We start from the raw sequence: 21895 nt of genomic DNA, 5'->3' as shown, positions 1-21895 counted from the left end.
AAATATAAGTCTTCCTCTTCTTTTTATATTGTTATCATTCCTAAATTTTTATTTTCATAAATGAACTAGTCGACTTTTAAAACAACGAGAGATGCGTTGGAATAAATAATGTCACCAGTGGCTTCTCTTATTCGTACTCGAAGAACATCTCCTTGGTTTAAAGGTAATAAATCAGTTCTGGCGGATGTAGCTCTTACCCCAGAACCACCACCAACTCGTGTTTCAATGGCGAATTGAATAGAATCGTTTATTGTAAGATTTAATATATTAGACGAGATAGCTTGTATCGCAAATACGATCGAAAAGGATACAGAGTATACACCAGTGGTATTAATTGTAACGGAGTTGTCTACTGGGTTTAGAGTAGTTCCACTAACAGGTCCTGGAACGGTAAAATTAACATTTGTATTAACTACTGCTGAAAAACCGATACCTATTTCAGAAGTTATTGTTCCAAATACGGGGAGGATTTCTAAACCGGTTGCTCCAGTGGGACCAGTTATTCCAATGCCGGTAGGTCCTGTACCCCCAGTGGAACCAGTTATTCCAATGCCGGTAGGTCCTGTACCCCCAGTGGGACCAGTTATTCCAATGCCGGTAGGTCCTGTACCCCCAGTGGAACCAGTTATTCCAATGCCGGTAGGTCCTGTACCCCCAGTGGGACCAGTTATTCCAATGCCGGTAGGCCCTGTACCCCCAGTGGGACCAGTTGTTCCAATGCCGGTAGGTCCTGTACCCCCAGTGGGACCAGTTATTCCAATTCCAGTAAAACCTGTCGCACCAGTAGGTCCTGTCATTCCAGTAGGTCCGGTCGGAAATGTGAATGGTGGAATTGGTGGTAGTGTGGGGCCAATTAAATTTGGTTCAAGAGCAGGCCCATGTAAAATGATGTATTGTTCGCTCATATAGTAACCTCCTATGATTGCTTGTCATAATTATTAAATGTATTAGGGGAAGTAAATGACATTCGCAATAGCGGAGGCGCTTATTTAATTTTTTGCAGCGAAATTAAAGTTATTACTTTAAAGTTCGATACAATAAAAAACTGTATTGTGATTGCTATAGAACTAAATAGTAGTATGTTTTTAACGTGATTTTCATAGATATTATATTTGCTTTACGATAAAATGATTATAGTGTAAAATTACACTATAAGTGTAAAGTGATAATAAATGAGTGTTTTTACACTTGGGGTTATAAGAAGAAGTTCTTTATATAAATCGTAATTTAAAATCCATAAGGACATTTCTGTATAGGCAGTAGTAGCAAAAGGAGAGGCAATATGAAAAGAATAATAATGAAATATAGCATAATGTTTAGTTTATTACTATTAACATCATGTGATATATCGGATGAAGAAATTGAACGAAAAGCACAAAGTTATACAAAATCGGAGCATGGGATTTCTGTGAAACTAGATCGAATTGAAATACCCGAACAAGGTAAGGATTTTTTAGGCCCAAACAAACGGGCAGCTTATATACAGCAAGTAGATGAACCATATTTACAATTTCAAATATCCTTCGATGGACGAAGCTCTCCAAAGGTAAATAATGATAACTATAAAATAAAAAAAGAAGCGAATGATTTACGAGAAAGGTTCAATACATATTATGAAGAAAAAAGGAATAATACTATACTTACTTTCGAGCAAATGCAGACAGGGGATACTGTTTTCGGTAAGAATGAAGAGAAAAAAATAGCGAAGAAACATCCGAAGCATTATGTTACGGCAGTTTTCAGAAGTAATATCTTTTTGGATGTAAACAACCGTGCACATATGGAGACATTAGCTGAGGTTGCAAGAAGTATTCAGGAATTTAATAAAACGATTGAAGATAGTAAAAGTAGTGTGGATGATATAACGATTCAGTTGCCAAATGCTAATAAGGATGTATTACTGCATATTGCGGTAGATTATATAGTAACGGCTGAAGATGCGAAAAAGACTCTTGAGAAAAAGGTTGATTATATGAAAGCTTTACAATCTGCAAGGGAATAGTCTGACACCTTTACTTCTCACAAAACATATAGTATGATGATTTCAGTAAATTAGATTTCAATGACTATAATATAAATTAATGAGAGGTGCTTTTTGTGAGTGCGGTAGGTACTAAATAGGAAAAATTTAATGAAATAAATCGGATAAGACCAGGGGATTTTTATGTATATCATACCCCTAATTTTGTCATGGATTTATTTCGATACCTATGAAGATACCTACAATACTTTATAAAGCGTGTAATAAGGGGATTGCCATCCGTTTTTATGGCTTATTTCCTCATATGTTATTACTCATGCCTTGTAAATGTAAAAGCTGCGGTATCCCCGCAGCTTTTTTGTATATATTTTGAATGTATAAAAATGGTAATTGGAATCTAATGAGTAGGTATCTTCATTTATGATAGAAATTAATCAAAGTGAGGAGAAATAAAATGAATACGATGACTTTTGAAAAGTTACAATATAACGAATTAAAGGATATAGTGAAATCTTATTGTGTAAGTGGGTTAGGTAAAGAATTATTAAATAAATTAGAGCCGAGTACGAGTATAAAAGTAGTGAGGAATCGCTTGAATGAAACGACAGAAGCACGAGCTATAGTAGATGCAGAAGGGCATGTTCCTTTCTTCGGCATTTCAAATATTGCTAGTACAATTCAAAAATTAGAAAAAGGGATGATTTTAGATCCTGAAGAGTTAGTAAGTGTTTCAGACTTTTTACGTGGCTGTAGAAAGATTAAAAAGTTTATGTTAGATAAAGAATTTTTTGCGCCAGTATTAGCTTCTTATGCAAATTCAATGACTGAATATAAAAGTATTGAAGAGGAAATCAATTTTTCCATTAAAGGTAACAGTATTGATGCAGCGGCTAGTAAAGAGTTAAAACGAATTCGAAATAACATCGATTCTGTAGATGGAAAAATAAAAGAACGTTTAACGAAGTTTTTAAATAGTAGTGCAAATAAGAAGTATATTCAGGAATTCTTTATTAGTAAAAAAGATGATCGCTATACGATCCCAATTAAATCTTCCTATAAAAATCAAGTTGCGGGAAGTATAGTTGAAGCGTCCGCTAAAGGCTCTACTGTATTTATAGAACCACATACAGTTACGAAGTTAAATGCGGAACTCGCAAGTTTGAAAGCTGAAGAAGCGATGGAAGAGTATCAAATTTTAGCGACTTTATCAGGGATGGTATTAGAAAATATTTATCATATAAAAATTAATATGGAACTGATTAGTCAATATGATATGGTATTTGCGAAAGCGAAGTTTAGTAAATCGATTAATGGAATAGAGCCGAAGTTAAATGATCACGGCTACGTTCATTTAGTAAATTGTAAGCATCCGCTTTTAAGTGGAAAAGTAGTACCGTTACACTTTGAAATCGGTCAAAATTACCGTAGTTTAATTATTACAGGACCGAATGCGGGCGGGAAAACAATTGTATTAAAAACAATTGGACTACTAACATTAGCGACAATGTCAGGCCTTCATATCGCTGGAGATAAAGAAACGGAAATTGCTATTTTCGAAAATGTATTTGTAGATATTGGTGATAATCAAAGTATCGAAAATGCACTAAGTACATTTTCATCTCATATGAAAAACCTTTCTGAGATTATGAGGATGTCAAATAATAATACGTTGCTATTATTTGATGAGATAGGAAGCGGGACTGAACCGAATGAAGGGGCAGCACTTGCAATTTCTATTTTAGAGGAGTTCTACCTTGCGGGATGTATTACAGTTGCGAGTACTCATTACGGTGAAATTAAACGCTTCTCAGAAATGCATGGTGATTTTATGAACGCAGCGATGCAATTTAATAGTGAGACACTAGAACCACTTTATAAATTAGTGATCGGTAAATCAGGTGAAAGTAATGCACTTTGGATTGCAAATAAAATGAACGTAAGAGAACATGTACTGAAAAGAGCGAAAGAGTATATGGGGAATAAAGAGTACGCCCTAGAAAAAGTGAATGAAAGTAAAATTAGAAAACCGAAATTCGTGCAAGAAAAAAGAGAAAAACATTACGAGTATAAAATCGGCGATCGTGTAAATGTATTAGATTATGACGATTTTGGTATTATCTATAAGGAAATAGATAATTTTTATAACGTCGTTGTATATTATAACGGTGAATTTGTTGAGGTAAATGTAAAACGTATTACGTTAGAAGTAGCAGCAAAGGAATTATATCCAGAGGGATACGATCTAAATACACTATTTGTCGATTATAAAGAAAGAAAAATGCAACATGATATTGAGCGCGGATCGAAAAAAGCGCTTCGTAAAATCCAAAAAGAAATAAGAAAGAATAGAGGGTAATATAGAGTGGTAACGATTAGGCAAGAACAAAAAAGCGATTATAGAAAAACAGAAGAAGTTGTAAAAGAAGCATTTTTAAATGAAGAGTATAGTGATAAAAAGGAACATGAACTTGTAAAGCGTATTAGAGAATGTGACGCATTTATTCCAGAGTTATCAATCGTTGCAGTAGATGAGGAAATAGTCGGTCATATTCTGTTATCTAAAATTACGATAGAACAGGATGGAACTTCTGTAGAATCGTTAGCGCTTGCACCTGTATCAGTTGCTAGGGGCCATCAGAAAAAAGGAATTGGTGGAAAGCTTATTGTAGCTGCGTTAGAAAAAGCGAAAGAACTTGGATACGGATCAGTTGTAGTATTAGGACACCCAGAATACTATCCGAAATTTGGCTTTAAGAAAGCGAGTGAGTGGAATATAAAAGCACCATTTGAAGTGCCAGATGAAGTATTTATGGTGATGGAGTTAAGTGAGAACGCTCTGCAAGGTGTAGAAGGAATTGTACAGTATTCGAGTGCTTTTGCTGAGTAGGAGTATCAGTTAAGAAATGTAATCATAAAAGATGCTATCTTTTTGTAGAGATATACAGAAAGATAGCTTTTTTTATTTAGCAAATTCACTTACGTATATTTTGCTCAATGAATAATTAAGGTGGTAAAATTGATATAGAAATGTAAAGGGAGAGAATATGATGAAGAATCGAGAAACAGATAGCAATGAGAATGTAGTTACGTTATATGTTACAAGACACGGTAAAACGATATTAAATACGAATCATCGCGCGCAAGGTTGGGCAGACTCTCCATTAGTAGAAAAAGGTGTGGAAGTTGCCTCTAATTTAGGAACAGGATTAAAAGATGTTTCTTTTACGAATGCGTATAGTAGTGATAGCGGCCGAGCAATTGAGACCGCTAATTTAGTATTAAAATATAGTGAGCAATCAAAGTTAAAGCTTGAGAAAAGAAAAAAATTACGAGAATTAAATTTTGGTATTTTTGAAGGTGAAAAACTTGAAAATATGTGGGATGTGGTTGGAAAAGCTGCAGGTGTTGCGTCACCAGAAGAACTTATGAAGTTTTCTATTCAAGAAGTGATTAATCTTATTAGAGCAGCAGACCCTACGAAACAGGCGGAAGATTGGGAATTATTTTCTACTCGTATAAAAGAAGAGATTGATAAAATTAGTGAAGAATCTGCCGCAAATGGTGGCGGTAATGTTTTAGTTGTCGTTCATGGGCTCTTGATTACTACCTTAATCGAAATGTTAGACAGTAGCAAAACAAAACTTGGAGTAGAAAATGCTAGTGTGACGAAGATTGTATATCAAGATGGAACATACACAGTCGAGTCTGTTGGAGATATGAGTTATGTTGCAAAAGGGAAAGAAAGTGTGGAAATATAAAGGAGAGAAAAGGAAGATAGAGAAATCTAGCTTCCTTTTTTTATTAGTACGATTATGGAATTAATAAAATCTTCCCTGTACTTTTTCTGCTCTCTAATAATTTATGTGCAAGAGCACCATCTTGTAAGGCGAATGTAGTAGGAGTCGCAATGTTCAATTTTCCGCTAGCGATCCAATCAAATAATTGAGTAGATCGCTTTTTACGTTCTTCATACGTAGTAAGTACGTTCCAAAGGTCTCCGCCAGTTAAAGTTTTCGAAGTATCCATAAGCATACGTGGATCTACAGGCGTTGGATTACCGCCAGCCATTCCGTAAAATACGACAGTACCACCAACTTTAGTCGCTTTAAAGCTTTCTTCTAATGTAGAACCTACGGATTCATACACAGCATTTACGCCAGCGCCATTAGTCATTTCAAGTACATTCGTATGCCATGCTTCAGTATATAAAAATACGTGATCAGCACCAGCTAATGTGGCTATCTGTGCTTTTTCTTTTGATGACGTTAGACCGATTACTTTTCCGCCTAGTAGTTTAATTATTTGAATAAGAAGTTGCCCAACACCACCAGCTGCGGCATGTACTAAAGCTATATCACCCTGTTTTATTTGATAGCTATCTTTCGTTAAATAATGTGCTGTTAATCCTTGTAATAAGACAGAAGCGGCTGTTTCAAAAGAGATAGAATCTGGAAGCTTAATTGCTTTCTCCGATGGAACAGCAACTAGCTCTGCATTTGCAAATGGGACATCAGCAAATGCAATACGCTCTCCAGGATTAATATTCGTAACGTCAGCTCCTACTTTTTCAACAATGCCAGCCCCTTCATAACCTAATACATACGGCGGATTGCCAGCGAGGTGATAATCGCCGCGGCGTCTATAAATATCAGCGAAATTTAAACCGATTGCTTTTGTACGGATAAGAATTTCATTTGGATTTATGATTGGATCATGTATTTCTTTATATTGTAGTACATCTGGACTTCCAAATTGTTCGAAATAAAGTGCCTTCATATGGAATACCCCCATTTTTATTGTTTGTCGATGCTCTTTATCATACAATACAAATATCAATAGACAAAGAGGATTATTTCGATGAAATCAATCGAAAATATCGATTGAAAAGAGGGACGATAAATGGAGATAAAACAATTAATTACATTTAAAGTAGCGGCAGACACTTTGAATTTTACGCAAACTGCGAAGAAATTAAACTTTGCTCAATCGAGCGTAACAGCGCAAATTAAAACGTTAGAAGCTGAGCTAGGTACGCCGTTATTTGAAAGGTTAGGAAAACGTCTTTTCTTAACTGAAGCAGGCAGGAAGTTTCAATTATATGCTGATAAGATGATTGCACTTAGTAACGAAGCGAAAATGGCTGTGAAAGATGATGAAGAAATAGCAGGTACGTTAATAATCGGTGCGCAAGAGAGTCAATGTACATATAGACTTCCTTCTATATTAAAGAGGTTTAAAGCACAATTTCCCCAAATAAAACTTATATTTAAACCTGCGCATTCCAATAAAGATGCGAAGGAACAATTGATGGAGGGAAAAGTCGATCTTGCATTTATTTTGGACGAATGTAAAACAGAAGATGCTTTACATGTGGAGCCGCTTATGAAAGAAGAATTAAAAGTAGTAGCTGCTTCAGGGCATCGTTTACTTGAACAACCTTCCATTACTACAAAAGATTTAGAAAGTGAGACACTTTTATTAACGGAGCTTGGTTGCTCGTATCGGACTTTATTTGAAGAGCTATTTCGTACGGAAGATGTGTATCCAGCAAATAAAATTGAGTTCGTTAGTGTCGAGGCAATTAAACAATGTGTTATTGCAGATTTAGGAATAGCCGTTTTACCAGCGATAGTAGTAGAAAAAGATATACGAGAAGGGACGATAAAAGAGTTACATGTAGAAAATACAATTTCACCAATTTATACACAAATTGCTTGGCATAAAGATAAATGGATGACAGCGCCACTGCAGCAATTTATTGATGTGACGAGGGAGTTTTTTACGACGGATTAAGTGGAGAAATATTTGATTTATATAAAAGGGAAAATGGCAATTTTGTATAAAGAACCGATGCTTGAGTGAAATAAGTATCGGTTCTTTTATGTTTTAAATAAGGATGCAATAAAATGTGTATTTCTCAACTTTTTTCTTAGACGGATACGTAAATTTCTTCGTATATTCCAATAATCATAAGGAAATTTACAACGTTTATTCGTTTCTGTAAGATGCCTCTAGGAAGCGTGAAAGGAGGGCTTACATAGTGGTATAGGTTGTCTTTAGTATACGTACTTATTTTGAGGGGGGAATTTAAAATGTTTAAAAAATTAATGAAAGTATGCGTGTTAAGTGCGGCCAGTGTAGGGGTATTATTTAGTTTCCAAGGAAGTACATTTGCAGCTACTGATTTAAGTAGTTACTATGACGGAAAAAATCCGGCTACAACAAAAGTATACGGAGGCAGTACAACATGTGATGCAGATGGATTTAATGCAAAGTCTACAGCGGTGTATGAGGGTAGTAAAAAAGTAGGGACAGTGTATTTACGTTACAGTAATAAATGTCATGCAGCATGGGCTAAGTTTGTTTTAGATCAACCAGCACCAGCTGTTTCTGGAGGAGTGTATGCGTACGCTGTTGTGAATAAATACAAAAATGGTGTATTTCAAAAATCAGTCACTTCTAATCAGGGAAACGGCACAATAAAAACAGGTCAAACGAGCACTTATACAGGAATGGTATTTGATTTAACTGCTGATTTTGGATACACAGCAGATGCTGAAGCGGTTACTTTTAATAACGGTTATGGAAAAACTGGACGCTATTAAAAAGGAGTGGAATACTTTGAAACTTTTAAAAAAGCTAAGCGCATGTTTTTGTCTATCATTGCTCGTTTTAACTAGTGTGTTTAGTACGACGAATAATGATAAAGCATATGCAGAAGATCATTCGTATGATGGGAAAAGTCCATATTACAATAGTTGTGATCAATCAGCAGTAACGAAAGAAAAGAAGTGGATTGATTCAAATTCTTATGTGGAATTAAAATTTAGTACGACGTGTAAGACAGCATGGGCAAAAGTTACTGTAACTCGTCCAGCAGTTTATAATAATGAAGCTGATGCAAGAATCGTAAGAAAAACAGATGGAAAGGCATACACTTGCGGGAGTGCTGGAGGAAATGGTGTTGTGAATAAAGGGCAAAGATCATGCTATACGCCAATGGTATATGATTTAGATCCAAGGAAGGCACAAGCGCAAGGGAAACATGCCATTCCGAATAGTGATGCATATAATTATGCGGAGACAATTTGGTATTGATAGTATTATAATGTGCTAAGAGCTTTTATTTAATGTTGATATGAAGATGAAAGAGCCTTGCTATATTTTACTGTAGTAAGGCTCTTTAAAGTTGTTTGATTTTTATTTGACTAAAGCTTTTGATAGGTATTTAGAACTATTGAACTAACTAAGATCTGTATCCGGAGGAGTATATCCAAGGTGACGAGCCATAGATACAATTTGTCCTTTATGATGAAACTCATGTGTTTCTGTATGGGTTAAAAGCCATAGCGGAGTTGTACTCCAAGGCTCTTTTTGCCATTTCACTTCATTTGCTATATTTTCGAGCCAACGGTCATTGTATTCATCTAAAAAACGTAGTACAACCTCATCTACTAACTTAAATCTAGCACGGACTTTCTCGACATCTGCATGCTCAATTTCATCATCACTAGCAAATGAAAAATCTGCCCGCTTTAGCTTGAATGCGAATGATCCAAGCCAGTAGCGATAGCAATCGGCTACATGAATATGTGTCTTTATGATGCTACCGCTCCCGAAATTTGGAACAGTGCTATGTAATTTTTCTAGTGGAATTTCTTCCAAAAACGAAAATAGAGTTTCTCTTGTAGAACTAATAAGATTATATTGTTGTTTTAAAATATGTAACATGTAATTAACACTCCTCTTTTAAACTATTTGTGTAGTAAGTAATTCTATATGTACGAGGGGTGAACCTTTTATTATGTTTACAAAGCATATTAGATGTATTTATTCATTGTTTCTGATAGATTAAACAAGGTGAAACTTTAATAAATTGTACATCAAGAAGGGGAACGATAAAGTGAATAGAATAATTGGTTTAAAACAATTTGAAATAACGCGTGGGGCATTACTTAAATTTATGGAAACGTTAGATGATAAAACTGCAGATACACAGCCGGAGGGTTTTAATAATACAATTCGCTGGCATATTGGTCACGTGTTAACAGCGGCAGAAGTTTTCATGTTTGGAAAAGAATTCAAACAATTACCAACTGAATATCCAGGTATGTTTGGGTATGGATCAAAACCGTCTAAATGGAAAACAGAAGGGCCATCATTAGAAGTGTTAACGGCTCAATTAAAAGAACAAGCAAAACGTATTAACGAAATTCCAGCAGAAGCATTTGAAAATAAACTGCCAGAGCCATTCCTAGGATTGGAAACAGTAGGAGAACTATACGGTATGATGCTTTATCATGAAGCTGATCATATTGGGCAAATGAAGGCGATGGAACGAATTATTAAGGCTCTTTAGTTTGAATTGCATATGAAAAACGAAATCACAGATGTTTTGTGAAAATTGAGGTGTAAGTAGTTACAATCTTATTTTTCACAATACAGGTATAATGTTAAATAATATAAAGACAAAAAGGATAGATAATTTATTATCTATCCTTTTTGTTGTTGAACTTCTTGAAGGATTATGAACGCTTACCATCGTGATACTGATGAAGTAGGAATAGTTATTGTTTTTTGTTTTACATAATAGAAAAATATTGAAGCTAATACAGAAATAAGGTTGCAAAATCTGTATGAAATATAAGTATAATAATAGAGAAGAACTAGAAATAGGGGTGAATACTATGATTACATTAGAACAGAAGTTGGAGCAATACACACATACGTATGGACAGTTAAAGGGAGAACTAAAATGGAAAACGAGTGATTCTCGAACAGGAATGATGATTGCTGCTATGTATGCAGGTAGTGATAAATTGTTTGATCTCGGACGTTTTTTAGAAATTAGTAGTTATATTAAGAATCAGGTAGGGATGTTTTCATACTTAAAGTCTTATCATCGCTTTGTAGTGGCTGCAACCTTAGATATTCACTTTACAGATTACAAGGAAGCTTTCCGGAAGTTTTTAGATTTATATGAACAATTGGTCGCTGGTGGTTTTAGCCGAAGTATATTTACTTATCTCGCAGCAGCTGTGCTTTTAACAGAAGAAAATGAACAGCATGGCACGCACGTTCAGCGTTCGATGCAAGTATATAAACGGATGAAAGAGGATCATCTTTTTCTTACAGGTACTAATGATTATCCGCTCGCGGTTTTATTAGCAGGACAATCAGAGAATGTAGAAACACTTATGGACCGTGTAGAACGTCTGTATCAGAAACTAGCGAAAGCGGGTTTGCGTAAGGGGAACGATCTTCAATTTTTAAGTCACATTCTTTCACTAAAGAAGGATGTCCGTGAAGAAATGTTAGTTGCAACATGTACAAACATATGGAAGTTGTTAAAACAAGAAAAGGTAAAAGTGAAACAGATGCATTATCCAGCAATCGGGCTATTAGCGTTACTTGAAGATGGAGAAAAAGAGATTCATTCTATTAAAGCATGGATTGAAAAATTGCAGGGGGAGAAATTATTCCGTTGGCATACAGATGCGAATATTCTTATTGCTATTCAGCTGTTCGTAAGTCAGAAAGGTGAGGAGAGTAAAGCTACCAACACAGGTTTACAAACTATGATAGAAGTCCTTATACAAGCACAACAGGCAGCTATGATGGCAACGATTGCTGCAACATCTGCTGCAACATCTTCTGCTAGTAGTAGTTCATAATTTATGCTCTTGTAAATTATGATGAATTTATAACGAGCAGTTTAAAAAAATATTATTAAAAAAGCCCATCACTCTTTAATGAGTGATGGGCTACCTGTTTTTACATAATCAGCGTTATTTTTTGAACTCCTTCAAACGTTTGAGTTGTGTAACAATCATAATGCTAATAACAACAAGTAAAAACCATGAGCTAATTTTGCTTAAGTGAACGAGATTCCACGCTTCCCGTTGATTTGGATATTGCCATGCTCCGAAAAAAGTTGCGATGTTCTCTGCAATCCAAATAAAGAAACCAATAAGGAAAAAGGAGAGAACGAGTGGCATTTTATATGTAACACCTCGTAATGAAAATTCTACAAATGTTCGAAAGAAAACGATGAATAAAAGAACAGTTAATACCCATCTAAAGTCATATAAAAAATGATGTGTGAAAAAATTAAAGTAAATCATAGCGCCTAGCGGTATGGCAAAAATAGCCCTCGGCCAATGGTGCATTTGTAAGTGCAATCTTCTCCACGCTTGGCATATGTAACTTGCAACACTTGCATACATAAAGCCACTGTAAAGCGGAACTCCAAAAACTTTTGAATATGCCTCTTCCGGATAACTCCATGAACCGAAATGTACTTTATATATTTCTAGTAGAAGGCCGATGAGATGGAAGACAGTAATTACTTTTAATTCGTCTTTCGTCTCAAGCCCAGTCTTGTACATAATCCACTGCATAAGAAGACATACGATGAGTATGAAATCATATCGGTATAATCCTGGGATAAAAACGATTTTTGAAAGGGCTAGTGTTAAAAAAATAACGACAGGGAATAAACAGGATAATGCTTGTTCATAAGTAAAATAGAGTAGTTGTTTTATATATAACATTGCATCACCTTGGATATTTTTATTTGAAAACTCAAAATAATTATTAGGTATACTACACTTTTAAAAATAAGCTAGTAGTCTATTTTGCGTGTATTTGTAAGTTTTGGAAGGGAATTGTAATAAGTATTTTAATATTTAGCGAAGTGAAAAAATAGTTTGCTATTTAAAAAAAGTGGCGATATAATATCTAAATGAAAATGATAATTATTATCAATAATAATTACAAATAAAAAATAATTATAAAAAACAACTGAATATAAAGGATGAAATGAAACATGTTACATAAGCCTGCTGTATATGCTGGCAATAATCGCTGGCTACATATTAAGTTCATATGTTTCATGAGCTTAACAATTTTATGTTTAATCGGCTCTATATTTTTAGCTGTTGCATTTGGTGCAAAGGATATCCATTTGCAAACCGTATGGACAGCGGTTTTTGATTATAATCCGAAATTAACGCAGCACCAAATTATTTATGAATTAAGACTCCCAAGGGTAATTGGTGCAGCAGTTGTAGGAGCTGCTTTTGCGGTGGCTGGAGCTGTTATGCAAGGAGTAACACGAAATCCTTTAGCGGATGCAGGTGTGCTTGGTATAAATGCAGGTGCGATGTTTGTAGTAGCACTTAGTTTTGCCTTTTTCCCGCATATGCCGTATTCCTATTTAATGATTGTTTCCTTTATTGGAGCGGTTTTAAGTACAGTACTCATTTTTATTATCGGATCAGCAACATCAGGCGGATTAACACCGATGAGGTTAACGATTGCAGGGGCAGTTATGGCCGCGCTTTTGCATTCGTTAAGTTCAGGTGTCGCGATTTATTATGACTTAAGTCAAGATTTAGCTTTTTGGTACGCTGGTGGTGTTGCAGGCGTTAAGTGGGAACACTTGAAATTTCTAGTTCCTATTATTCTCATAACAATTGTTTTTGCTACAGTGATAGGGAGGTCTATTTCACTCATATCAATGGGGGATGACGTCGCTACGAATTTAGGAGTAAAAACGAACCGAACGAGAATACTAGGGATGATTATAGTAGTCATTCTTGCAGGTGTATCTGTTTCAGCTGTTGGTTCTATCGGATTTGTAGGACTAGTTATCCCGCATATTGCTAGAAAATTAGTTGGTGTGAATTATCGACTCATTATTCCTATGTCAGCATTTTTAGGAGCTATGTTATTAGTTTTAGCTGACTTAGGGGCAAGAACAGTAAACCCTCCTAAAGAACTTGCAATAGGAATTATGGTAGCTCTTGTTGGAGTTCCGTTCTTCCTCTATATAGCACGTAAAGTTGGGAGGGAGCTATAAGTGAAGGATCTTTTGAACACAGATAAAAAGAGAGCCATTACTGTAACTACAATTTTTGGTTGTATTAGTATCGCTGTCATTTTAATTAGTTTAAATACAGGTACACTGAGCATTGTACCGCTCAAAGTAATTCAAACGCTTTTCGGTTATGGTGATTTTGAGAGCGCAACAGTGCTATACGATTATCGTATGCCAAGAATTATAATTACAATGTTAGCCGGTATTGGCCTTGGGATTTCCGGTGCGATTTTGCAAGGGCTATCACGTAATGCACTTGCAGACCCTGGTATTTTAGGATTACATTCAGGTGCATCTTTCGGGCTAATTATATTCGTTACTTTCTTTCATTCTATTAATGAGAATGCATCGATTTTAATACCGTTATTTACATTTGGCGGGGGAGTACTAGCTGCGTTTTTAATTATTATACTTGCGCATGATCGGTCAAAAGGTTTACTTCCTATTAGACTTATTCTCGTTGGTATTGCTATTTCGGCTGGATTTAGTGCGATTTCGTTATTTTTCTCCCTCAAGTTAAATGATGAGACGTATACATTCGCTTCTAGATGGTTAGTTGGTAACGTGTGGGGAAGGGATTGGATTCATGTCTTAGCATTATTACCTTGGATTTTCATACTAACCCCGTATGCATGGCTAAAATCTAAAACGTTAAATGCATTGTCACTAGGTGATAGTGTGGCAGCAGGGCTTGGTGTTTCTGTTCAAAAAGAACGGTTACTACTTTTAGCTACAGCGGTTGGATTATCTTGCGCAAGTGTATCGATGGCAGGAGGAATTGGTTTTATCGGTTTAGTTGCTCCGCATATTGCAAGAAAGTTAGTAGGTGCTACCTATCAACATTTCCTTCCGCTTGCTGGCATTATCGGAATGATTATTTTAGTACTAGCAGATACGATAGGTCGTTCTATATTCGAGCCAAATTCTATTCCAGCTGGTGTAGTAGTGGCAGCTTTAGGAGCACCGTATTTTCTTTATTTACTTACAAAAACAAAATAAATACTTCAAAGAGGAGAACATATGAAAAAGAAACTTACTATTTTATTTAGCATGATGTGTATTTTAGTATTAGCAGCATGTGGTCAAACGAAATCTAATGAAGAGGCAACGAAAAAAACTGAAAAAAGTAATGATCCGAAAATCGCCTCTATGTCTATTCACTTAACGAATAATTTACTGGCATTAGGAATTACACCTGTAGGCTCTGTTATTGGTGGAGATTTAAAAGATTTCTTACCGCATGCAAAAGAGCAGTTGAAAGATACGAAGAAACTTGGTGTTGTAACAGATCCGAATATGGAAGCATTACTTCAATTGAAGCCAACTGACATTTATGTGGATGAAAAATATGCGGGCAAAGATTTAGCGAAATACGAAAAAATTGCAAAAACACATTCTTTCAATTTAGATGAAGGTACGTGGAGAAATCAGTTAAAACAAGTTGGTAAACTTGTAAACCGTGAGAAAGAAGCGGATACATATATTCAAGATTACGAAGAGCAATCAAAACGAGTGAAAATTTTAATAGATAAAGAATTAGGTAATAACGAAAAAGTAATGGCAATTCGTGTTACTGCAAAAGAATTACGTGTATTTAGTACGAAAAGACCGATGGGACCAATTTTATTCCAAGACTTAGGATTACAACCTGCAAACGGTGTAGAGAAAATTGATGGAAACCGTCCTTTCGAAGTCATTTCACAAGAAGTATTACCTGACTTTGATGCAGATGCTATTTTCGTTGTTGTAAATAGAGACGATAAGGCAAAAGCTGCATTTAAACAACTTCAAGAAACACCAATTTGGAAAGACTTAAAAGCAGTTAAAGGTAAGCACGTATACATCATTAATGACCAACCATGGCTTGACTATTCTGCTTTAGGTAACAAAATGGCAATGGATGAAGCGGAGAAAATGTTTACGAAATAATATCGATTCGTTGTTAGGAAGATCCTCTAAATTTTGAGGGTCTTTTTTTATTGTTAGAATAAATGGAAAATTATACAATGAATGTAATTTAATGTAGAGGAGATGTGCCAATGTCAGCGCTTATTGTAAGTATCCCGTTTAAGAAACAGTTTATGGAACAAGGGGATAAATAAGCTAAAATAAGTATCCCCGTTATTAAAAAAGGGGGAGCCTGAAATGACAATGAATCTTTTTCAAAATAAATCGATTAAATTATCAGTTATGAGAGAAGCAGACGGTGCAGTAATGGCTATGTGGCAAGAAGATAGTGAGTATGTAAGAAATCTCGATACAGATATAGCATTCCCGCAATCGTTACATGAAATAGCAAGTGATGGGCTATTAAAGGGACGGAGATCAAATAGCATTTCTTTCATGGTAAGAACAGTTCAAGATAATCGATTAATTGGTTTTGTGGCGATTCATGGTATAGAGTGGAATAACAGAACGGGTTTATTAGCAATTGGTATAGGAGATGCAAATGATAGAGGGAAGGGATATGGAAGAGAAGCAATCCATCTTATCTTAAAATATGCTTTCTATGAATTGAATTTGTACCGCATCGGTCTGGATGTTATTTCTTATAATAAAGCTGCTATTGAGTTGTATAAAAAGATGGGTTTTCAATTAGAAGGTTGTATGAGAGAAGCAGTTCAAAGAGATGGGAAGTGTTTTGATCGTATTATTATGGGGATATTGCGAGATGAGTGGATAGAACTACAAAAATAAAAATGGTGGTAACAAGTTAATTATTCATACTATGAATAATTGAATAAAAAGGAAAACTAGGTAGGTACTAGTTTTCCTTTTTATTTTTGGTACTAATTATATGATCTTATGAATAGTTTGTATCCTGTGAATAAAAGGGTACAGCCTAAAGCGAATGTTAATATTACTCCAGTTGAAAGATTAATAGAAGGATTAAAAACTAAAGTCGCTGTTTCGCCAGTTAGAACACTGTGAATATTCACGTAAGTAAATGGATTGTAAGGAGAAGAGAAACTCTTCATGCCAATAAAAGCTATAATACCTACAAAAGACGTTGTAAAACTTAGGCTTTTTAGTAAAAGTGATGAAATATAGTAAAAAGAATATAGAAAAAATGTTAGTACAACAGTTAGTAATAATACTTGTCCGAAGTAATTTTTCAAAGTGATAAAGTGAAATTGATCTTTAATGGGATTTAAACTATTATACTCACTGCCAAATGGATTAGGTTCTGATCCTTCGTATACAAGGACTGGATAATCAAAATTTCCTATTCCTTTCGTGAAATAGCTACATAATAAGGGAATGAGTAGCATTAGTAAAACGAAAACAAGTGTAGAAAGAAAGCCGCTAAAATACTTTGTTATAAATAATGATTTTCGTTTAATAGGCAAAGTATAGTAAAAGTGCAAACCACGCTTCTTATTATTCATTTCAGAAGAGATATTGTTTCCAAAAATGAAGCATCCCAATAAAATGAGTACTGGTATATAGTAGTACTGGATTATTTGATATAAAAATAAAGAGCCAGTTGTGCCATAACGCATAGTACTCTTTTCCCAATATTCTAAGGCACTCCCTGTAAATTGATCGTAAATTGTAAATAGATAGGGTGTATAAATGGTATTTTGAATGAATGGTTCAGCTTTATTTTTTTTCAGTAATAATAATTCTTCCAACGTTGCCCGTGCTGTAAATAATGAAATATTTTGTTTCTCAATTGCATGAGGGAAAGAGTTTGAGCCTTTTGAACTCTTAAACATAAATTGTAAATGATTTATATGCTCTTCATATATGTCTTGCCAATTACCTTGAGAATAGTTCGCGATCCATTTGTTCTTCTTGGAAAGAGATTGCTGATATTCTTGAATAGCTAATTTATTTTCTGTAATTTTTTCAACATCGCCATTCTGTTCAGCTTCAATCTTTTGCAGTTCTAGTTCTTTTAAAGCCTGTTGAGAAATGTTAACGCTATTTTGTGCAAATGATAAATTTCCACGCTGGATATCTTTCGCGACAGAATAATTTAAGACATATAAACTACTAACGAAAAGAATAGAAGTGAATACTGCAATCCAGGTTGTTTTTTTCTTGAAATATTTTTTGAATTCAAATTGGAAGAGTTGTTTCATATTACACACCCCGCTTTTGATTCATGCATATGGCACATAGTAAGAGCAAAAATGTACTTCCAATTAACACCACTGCACCTAATGGGTAATATCCATTATTATCTAAAATGACGCGATCTATTTGTTGATAGGAAAGGGGGGATAGAAACGGATTAAAGCCGATTTTTGATAAAATGAAACCACTGCTCAAAATAAAAGTGAGAATTAAATATGTAACAAGAGTATTTCTTATCCAAAATCCAATGAGCACTAATAAGGAAATAGTTACAGTGGAATAACATAGACTGTAAGTGAGAGCTGTTTTTAAGTATGTACCTGAACTAATGATAGTTTCTGTTTTTGTGAAAAGCGGGTAATTAAAAATATTACCGGTAAATTTTCCGAATATTGTCGGTAATATATAAGACAGTGAAAATACTAGTAAAATCCATAGGAGACTAACAACAAGTAAACTGAAAAATTTTATTAAGACATAGTGACTACGAGAAATAGGTAAAGTATAGGCTAACTTAATTGTATAGTCTTCAAATTCTTTCGTAATGACTGTACCTAGTAAGAGTAGTAAAATAAGAAATCCTGGGGCATTGAGTAGTAGTGAAATTACTTTTTTCATAAATAGAGATGGCTGAATGGAAAGGTCAAGGTCTTCTTTTGGCACACCTTGTTGTAATAAGTTTTCATTCAGTTGAATTGCTTTTTTCATATCTTTTTCGCTAGCTGAGAAGCCCCCTTCTACTTGTTGAAAGTGCATAGCTAAGTCATAAACTTTCATTTCAGTCTTTAATTCATTTTTCCACTTGTTATCCTTTACTTCTTGTATAAGTTGATTTAAATGTTTTAATAGCGGAAGTCCGATCTCTAATCGAGATTCAATTTTTGCGTTAGGTCCTTTTTTTAATGTATCTTGATCCCCTGTAACTTGATTAGAAACTTCTGTTTCGTATTTAGAAAATAATTCAATTTTTTTCATTTGGATTATTTCTTGTTTAAGCACATTATGAAGAAATAACCCGCAGATGATTAGTATAGTAGCAATGATTAAAGTAAAGAGAATGTTAGAGTAGAGCATTTTTTTTAGTTCGAATAGAAATATTTTCATGTCGTATCACCACATACATTAAATAGTTCTTCATATCTTTTTTCAGAACCGATAACTTCTTTTTGGATATCAATAATATTAATTTTATAGGAATGAAATAGATTAATAAGGTCTTGAATGGTGTGGTGTTATAATTGGACTCGAAGGCTGTTCTTAGTTAACACTGCTTGTACGTTTTCTTCTAATAAAACGTGTTGTGCATGTTTTAAATCTGAAAATAAGAAGTGATAATAAATTTTTTCGTACTTTGTCATATCTTCTTCTATTAATTTGCCGTCTTTTAAAAAAAGAATCTTCTTTGTAACACGGTCAATTTCTGATAAATTATGAGAAGAAAGAATGATTGTTGTACCTTCTTCTACTAAGCGTAATAAAATGTTTCTCATCAGTATCGCACTAGTTGGATCCAAACCATTCAAAGGTTCATCAAGGAACATAAGCTTTGGTTTGTTTAAGATTGCCATCGCTAAGAGAAGGTGCTGTTTCATACCTAAGGAGTAATCTTTAATTTTCCTCTTCGCATAATTTTCCATTCCTACATATTTTACAACTTCATTCATGCGTTCTTTTGAAATTCTTTGCACATCACAAATGAATGCAAGATGATCGTAGCCGTTTAAATAGTCATATAGTACAGAATTGTCCTGTAAAAAAGAAACGTCTTTAAACACTGAAACATCTTTGTTAGATTTTCCTATCAATTCAATATTTCCGGATGTAGCGGGCAAAAGATTGGTAACTACATTTAAAAAAGTAGTTTTACCAACACCGTTAGGACCTACTAAAGCCCAAATTCCTGGTGAGTTGATGGTGAGATTAATTCCATCTAATATTTTTTTATGTTTGTAACTTTTTGATAAATTATTGATAGATAGAATAGTCAACTAGAATTCCTCCTTTTTAATTAATTGGTATAAAATGTAATTATTCTATTAATTGTAACTGAAAATTCTGATTTATAAATAGGTATAGTTACAAATTTAAGTTTTTTCTAAAATTAATTCTTAAACCTATTATATGAATAATTTAGAAATGAGACTGTGAAGAAAGGAAAAAGAGCACTTGTTGGAGAATTTTTACAATGTGTTGATTAGAGAAAAAGGAGCTATGCAAAATGAATTTAGAAAAAGCAAAACCAGTAAATGAAGAAGTCGCTGAATTAAAGGAGCTAATTAAAGAATTACACGGAAGTGTACATCAACTTCAAAGTGAAGTGCAGCAACTAAGGCACGAAAGACCGGTTGTTGAAGTGCGAAAAGGTGTTCAATTATCACCGGCAATCGTTGGACAAATTGGCGGTATGATATTAGGTGGGTTGGCAATTATTGGTATATTTTGGTGATGAAAAAAAGGTTTGCAGCATAGTGCTGCAAACCTTTTTTATTTGACGATATAATTTCACGCACTACAACTTTTACATTAAATAACGTAAATAAATATAAGCATGTGATAATAGTAATGCAATGATTGTTAACGGTAAACCAATTTTTAAGAAGTCCATATACGAGAAAGCATGTCCTTCACGTTTTGCAATACCAGCAACGACTACGTTTGCGGATGCTCCGATTAATGTTCCGTTTCCTCCTAAGCAAGCTCCAAGTGATAACGCCCACCATAGTACTTCAATTTGCGGAGAATCGACAGATAATCCGAGTCCTGTAGCTAAGTCTTGAATAAGTGGGATCATCGTTGCGACAAATGGGATGTTATCAATTGTCGCAGATGCGATACCTGATACCCATAAAATAAGTATCGCAGCGAAACCGATATCACCGTTCGTTACGTCAAGCACTTCTTTTGCAAGTGAAGAAATAAGTCCGATATCAATTAACCCGCCAACGAGAATGAATAGTCCAGCGAAGAAGAAAATGGTTACCCATTCAACGTGGGCAAATACATCTTCAATATCATGTTCTTTTACTCCAATTAGCATGAGAAGTGTAGCGCCTGTCATCGCGATAACCGCAGCGTCTACATGAATAATAGAATGAAGTACAAAGCCTAAAATGGTTAGTCCCAAAATCGTGATCGATTTTAAAAGGAGGCTTTGATCTTTAATATAATCTTTTTCGTTTAATACCATAAGTTTTTCGATTTGCTCAGGTGTTGTTTTTAGTTTGTTGCGATACATAAAGTAAATAATGCCAAGTGTAACGATAGAGATAATGATTACGATTGGAGCTAAGTTCAGTAAAAAGGCATTAAAATCTAAATGTTTATTTGCTGATCCAATCATAATGTTCGGTGGGTCACCGATTAATGTTGCTGTTCCGCCTATATTTGAAAATAGCACTTCTGAAATCAAATAAGGAACAGGGTTTACTTTTAAAATACGTGTAATGGATAGTGTAACAGGTACGATTAATAAAACGGTTGTTACGTTGTCCAAAAATGCAGAACCAACTGCGGTTAATAAGGATAGTAATAATAAAATGCGGATTGGTTTTCCGCCAGCTGCCTTCGCTGCTTTAATGGCTACAAATTCAAATACGCCCGATTGACTCGTAATATGTACGAGAATCATCATTCCGATTAAAAGAGTAATCGTTTCCCATTGAATATGTGATGTGAAAGCGGTATGTAAATCTACAACTCCAAAAATAATCATAATAGCAGCGCCGAATAGTGCGATTACAGCACGATTCAATTTCTCAGAAATAATAAATCCGTACGTGATTAAAAATACGGCAATTGCAAAATAATATTGCCAATTTGCTACTTCATGTGCTGATTGTTCCAATCATGTCACCTTCTTTAAAGTATGTATTGAATTGTCGAAATGTATCTCGCTGCATAAATACGGGATAAAATATATTGTAGCAAATTCAAAAAAGAAAGAAAACTAT

Annotated in this window: 22 protein-coding genes; 14 read left to right on the top strand and 8 right to left on the bottom strand. The window is 34.6% G+C overall.

The features are described 5' to 3' along the window. Positions 1–65: 65 nt before the first annotated feature. A complete protein-coding gene (locus J0835_RS16895) occupies positions 66–905 on the bottom strand; it encodes an exosporium leader peptide-containing protein (protein ID WP_144537674.1) in 840 nt (279 codons plus the stop codon). A gap of 377 nt (positions 906–1282) precedes the next feature. On the opposite strand from J0835_RS16895, the gene J0835_RS16890 reads away from it, so the two are divergent. From J0835_RS16890 to J0835_RS16875, 4 genes are all read left to right on the top strand, one after another. Then, positions 1283–2002, top strand: a complete 720-nt coding sequence (locus J0835_RS16890) for a hypothetical protein (protein ID WP_087981400.1) — start codon at positions 1283–1285, stop codon at positions 2000–2002. Between the two features lie 433 nt (positions 2003–2435). Further along, positions 2436–4337: an endonuclease MutS2 gene (locus tag J0835_RS16885; protein ID WP_087981399.1), complete on the top strand. Its 1902-nt coding sequence runs from the start codon at positions 2436–2438 to the stop codon at positions 4335–4337. Between the two features lie 6 nt (positions 4338–4343). Further along, entirely contained in the window at positions 4344–4868 is a 525-nt protein-coding gene (locus tag J0835_RS16880; RefSeq protein WP_087981398.1) for a GNAT family N-acetyltransferase, read from the top strand. Between the two features lie 160 nt (positions 4869–5028). Continuing rightward, positions 5029–5739: a histidine phosphatase family protein gene (locus J0835_RS16875; protein WP_087981397.1), complete on the top strand. Its 711-nt coding sequence runs from the start codon at positions 5029–5031 to the stop codon at positions 5737–5739. 52 nt (positions 5740–5791) lie between these two features. On the opposite strand, the gene J0835_RS16870 is transcribed toward J0835_RS16875, so the two are convergent. Further along, the gene (locus J0835_RS16870) at positions 5792–6757 is read right to left on the bottom strand and encodes a quinone oxidoreductase family protein (protein ID WP_087981396.1); all 966 of its coding nucleotides are present in this window, start codon (positions 6755–6757) and stop codon (positions 5792–5794) included. 123 nt (positions 6758–6880) lie between these two features. On the opposite strand from J0835_RS16870, the gene J0835_RS16865 reads away from it, so the two are divergent. The 3 genes from J0835_RS16865 to J0835_RS16855 all read left to right on the top strand — a co-directional run bounded on the left by J0835_RS16865 (position 6881) and on the right by J0835_RS16855 (position 9079). Further along, a complete protein-coding gene (locus tag J0835_RS16865) occupies positions 6881–7774 on the top strand; it encodes a LysR family transcriptional regulator (protein ID WP_087981395.1) in 894 nt (297 codons plus the stop codon). Between the two features lie 299 nt (positions 7775–8073). After that, complete coding sequence (locus J0835_RS16860) at positions 8074–8586, top strand: YjfA family protein (RefSeq protein ID WP_000473742.1); 513 nt, start codon at positions 8074–8076, stop codon at positions 8584–8586. Between the two features lie 16 nt (positions 8587–8602). After that, positions 8603–9079 carry a DUF2690 domain-containing protein gene (locus tag J0835_RS16855; RefSeq protein ID WP_087981394.1) on the top strand — a complete coding sequence of 159 codons (477 nt, stop codon included), beginning with the start codon at positions 8603–8605 and terminating at the stop codon, positions 9077–9079. Positions 9080–9223: 144 nt separating this feature from the next. On the opposite strand, the gene J0835_RS16850 is transcribed toward J0835_RS16855, so the two are convergent. After that, the gene (locus J0835_RS16850) at positions 9224–9712 is read right to left on the bottom strand and encodes a DinB family protein (protein WP_087981393.1); all 489 of its coding nucleotides are present in this window, start codon (positions 9710–9712) and stop codon (positions 9224–9226) included. Positions 9713–9863: 151 nt separating this feature from the next. On the opposite strand from J0835_RS16850, the gene J0835_RS16845 reads away from it, so the two are divergent. Together J0835_RS16845 and J0835_RS16840 are read left to right on the top strand one after the other, a co-directional pair. Next, positions 9864–10340, top strand: a complete 477-nt coding sequence (locus J0835_RS16845; RefSeq protein WP_240514115.1) for a DinB family protein — start codon at positions 9864–9866, stop codon at positions 10338–10340. Positions 10341–10617: 277 nt separating this feature from the next. Continuing rightward, on the top strand, positions 10618–11655 hold the full coding sequence (locus J0835_RS16840; protein ID WP_140386844.1) for a DUF4003 domain-containing protein: 1038 nt from the start codon (positions 10618–10620) through the stop codon (positions 11653–11655). Between the two features lie 114 nt (positions 11656–11769). Here the strand turns inward: J0835_RS16840 and J0835_RS16835 are convergent, their stop codons facing one another. After that, positions 11770–12534 (bottom strand): DUF817 domain-containing protein, encoded by a 765-nt coding sequence (locus J0835_RS16835; protein ID WP_087981391.1) that lies wholly within the window; start codon positions 12532–12534, stop codon positions 11770–11772. A gap of 275 nt (positions 12535–12809) precedes the next feature. Between J0835_RS16835 and J0835_RS16830 the strand changes: the two genes are divergently transcribed. From J0835_RS16830 to J0835_RS16815, 4 genes are all read left to right on the top strand, one after another. Beyond that, a complete protein-coding gene (locus J0835_RS16830; RefSeq protein WP_087981390.1) occupies positions 12810–13844 on the top strand; it encodes a FecCD family ABC transporter permease in 1035 nt (344 codons plus the stop codon). Continuing rightward, complete coding sequence (locus tag J0835_RS16825; protein ID WP_087981389.1) at positions 13845–14861, top strand: FecCD family ABC transporter permease; 1017 nt, start codon at positions 13845–13847, stop codon at positions 14859–14861. A 21-nt stretch (positions 14862–14882) separates the two neighbouring features. After that, positions 14883–15791 carry an iron-hydroxamate ABC transporter substrate-binding protein gene (locus tag J0835_RS16820; RefSeq protein ID WP_087981388.1) on the top strand — a complete coding sequence of 303 codons (909 nt, stop codon included), beginning with the start codon at positions 14883–14885 and terminating at the stop codon, positions 15789–15791. A 216-nt stretch (positions 15792–16007) separates the two neighbouring features. After that, entirely contained in the window at positions 16008–16559 is a 552-nt protein-coding gene (locus J0835_RS16815) for a GNAT family N-acetyltransferase (protein ID WP_087981387.1), read from the top strand. Between the two features lie 92 nt (positions 16560–16651). Here J0835_RS16815 and J0835_RS16810 read toward each other — a convergent pair whose 3' ends face one another. The 3 genes from J0835_RS16810 to J0835_RS16800 all read right to left on the bottom strand — a co-directional run bounded on the left by J0835_RS16810 (position 16652) and on the right by J0835_RS16800 (position 19933). Further along, complete coding sequence (locus tag J0835_RS16810) at positions 16652–17950, bottom strand: ABC transporter permease subunit (RefSeq protein ID WP_176373370.1); 1299 nt, start codon at positions 17948–17950, stop codon at positions 16652–16654. 1 nt (position 17951) lies between these two features. After that, on the bottom strand, positions 17952–18920 hold the full coding sequence (locus J0835_RS16805; RefSeq protein WP_242250088.1) for an ABC transporter permease: 969 nt from the start codon (positions 18918–18920) through the stop codon (positions 17952–17954). 257 nt (positions 18921–19177) lie between these two features. Then, positions 19178–19933, bottom strand: coding sequence for an ABC transporter ATP-binding protein (locus J0835_RS16800; RefSeq protein WP_333728134.1), 756 nt, complete (start codon positions 19931–19933; stop codon positions 19178–19180). A 230-nt stretch (positions 19934–20163) separates the two neighbouring features. Here J0835_RS16800 and J0835_RS16795 point away from each other — a divergent pair, with 230 nt between their 5' ends. Continuing rightward, positions 20164–20391: a hypothetical protein gene (locus J0835_RS16795; protein WP_001047302.1), complete on the top strand. Its 228-nt coding sequence runs from the start codon at positions 20164–20166 to the stop codon at positions 20389–20391. A gap of 72 nt (positions 20392–20463) precedes the next feature. Here J0835_RS16795 and J0835_RS16790 read toward each other — a convergent pair whose 3' ends face one another. Continuing rightward, entirely contained in the window at positions 20464–21789 is a 1326-nt protein-coding gene (locus J0835_RS16790) for an ArsB/NhaD family transporter (protein ID WP_087981384.1), read from the bottom strand. Positions 21790–21895: the final 106 nt, after the last annotated feature.

It is taken from the genome of Bacillus cereus group sp. Sample62 (assembly GCF_036851315.1).
In the GTDB taxonomy this organism is placed as follows: domain Bacteria; phylum Bacillota; class Bacilli; order Bacillales; family Bacillaceae_G; genus Bacillus_A; species Bacillus_A wiedmannii.
The sequence above is the reverse complement of the archived record's forward strand: the minus strand, read 5'-3'. Positions and strand labels throughout refer to the sequence as shown.

Coding starts and splice junctions, on each gene's coding strand:
- J0835_RS16805 (WP_242250088.1), bottom strand. CDS start 18,920: ATGAAAAAAATTGAATTATTTTCTAAATACGAAACAGAAGTTTCTAAT.
- J0835_RS16875 (WP_087981397.1), top strand. CDS start 5,029: ATGAAGAATCGAGAAACAGATAGCAATGAGAATGTAGTTACGTTATAT.
- J0835_RS16870 (WP_087981396.1), bottom strand. CDS start 6,757: ATGAAGGCACTTTATTTCGAACAATTTGGAAGTCCAGATGTACTACAA.
- J0835_RS16835 (WP_087981391.1), bottom strand. CDS start 12,534: ATGTTATATATAAAACAACTACTCTATTTTACTTATGAACAAGCATTA.
- J0835_RS16830 (WP_087981390.1), top strand. CDS start 12,810: ATGTTACATAAGCCTGCTGTATATGCTGGCAATAATCGCTGGCTACAT.
- J0835_RS16850 (WP_087981393.1), bottom strand. CDS start 9,712: ATGTTACATATTTTAAAACAACAATATAATCTTATTAGTTCTACAAGA.
- J0835_RS16890 (WP_087981400.1), top strand. CDS start 1,283: ATGAAAAGAATAATAATGAAATATAGCATAATGTTTAGTTTATTACTA.
- J0835_RS16860 (WP_000473742.1), top strand. CDS start 8,074: ATGTTTAAAAAATTAATGAAAGTATGCGTGTTAAGTGCGGCCAGTGTA.
- J0835_RS16795 (WP_001047302.1), top strand. CDS start 20,164: ATGAATTTAGAAAAAGCAAAACCAGTAAATGAAGAAGTCGCTGAATTA.
- J0835_RS16885 (WP_087981399.1), top strand. CDS start 2,436: ATGAATACGATGACTTTTGAAAAGTTACAATATAACGAATTAAAGGAT.
- J0835_RS16810 (WP_176373370.1), bottom strand. CDS start 17,950: ATGAAACAACTCTTCCAATTTGAATTCAAAAAATATTTCAAGAAAAAA.
- J0835_RS16865 (WP_087981395.1), top strand. CDS start 6,881: ATGGAGATAAAACAATTAATTACATTTAAAGTAGCGGCAGACACTTTG.
- J0835_RS16895 (WP_144537674.1), bottom strand. CDS start 905: ATGAGCGAACAATACATCATTTTACATGGGCCTGCTCTTGAACCAAAT.
- J0835_RS16840 (WP_140386844.1), top strand. CDS start 10,618: ATGAAATATAAGTATAATAATAGAGAAGAACTAGAAATAGGGGTGAAT.
- J0835_RS16820 (WP_087981388.1), top strand. CDS start 14,883: ATGAAAAAGAAACTTACTATTTTATTTAGCATGATGTGTATTTTAGTA.
- J0835_RS16815 (WP_087981387.1), top strand. CDS start 16,008: ATGACAATGAATCTTTTTCAAAATAAATCGATTAAATTATCAGTTATG.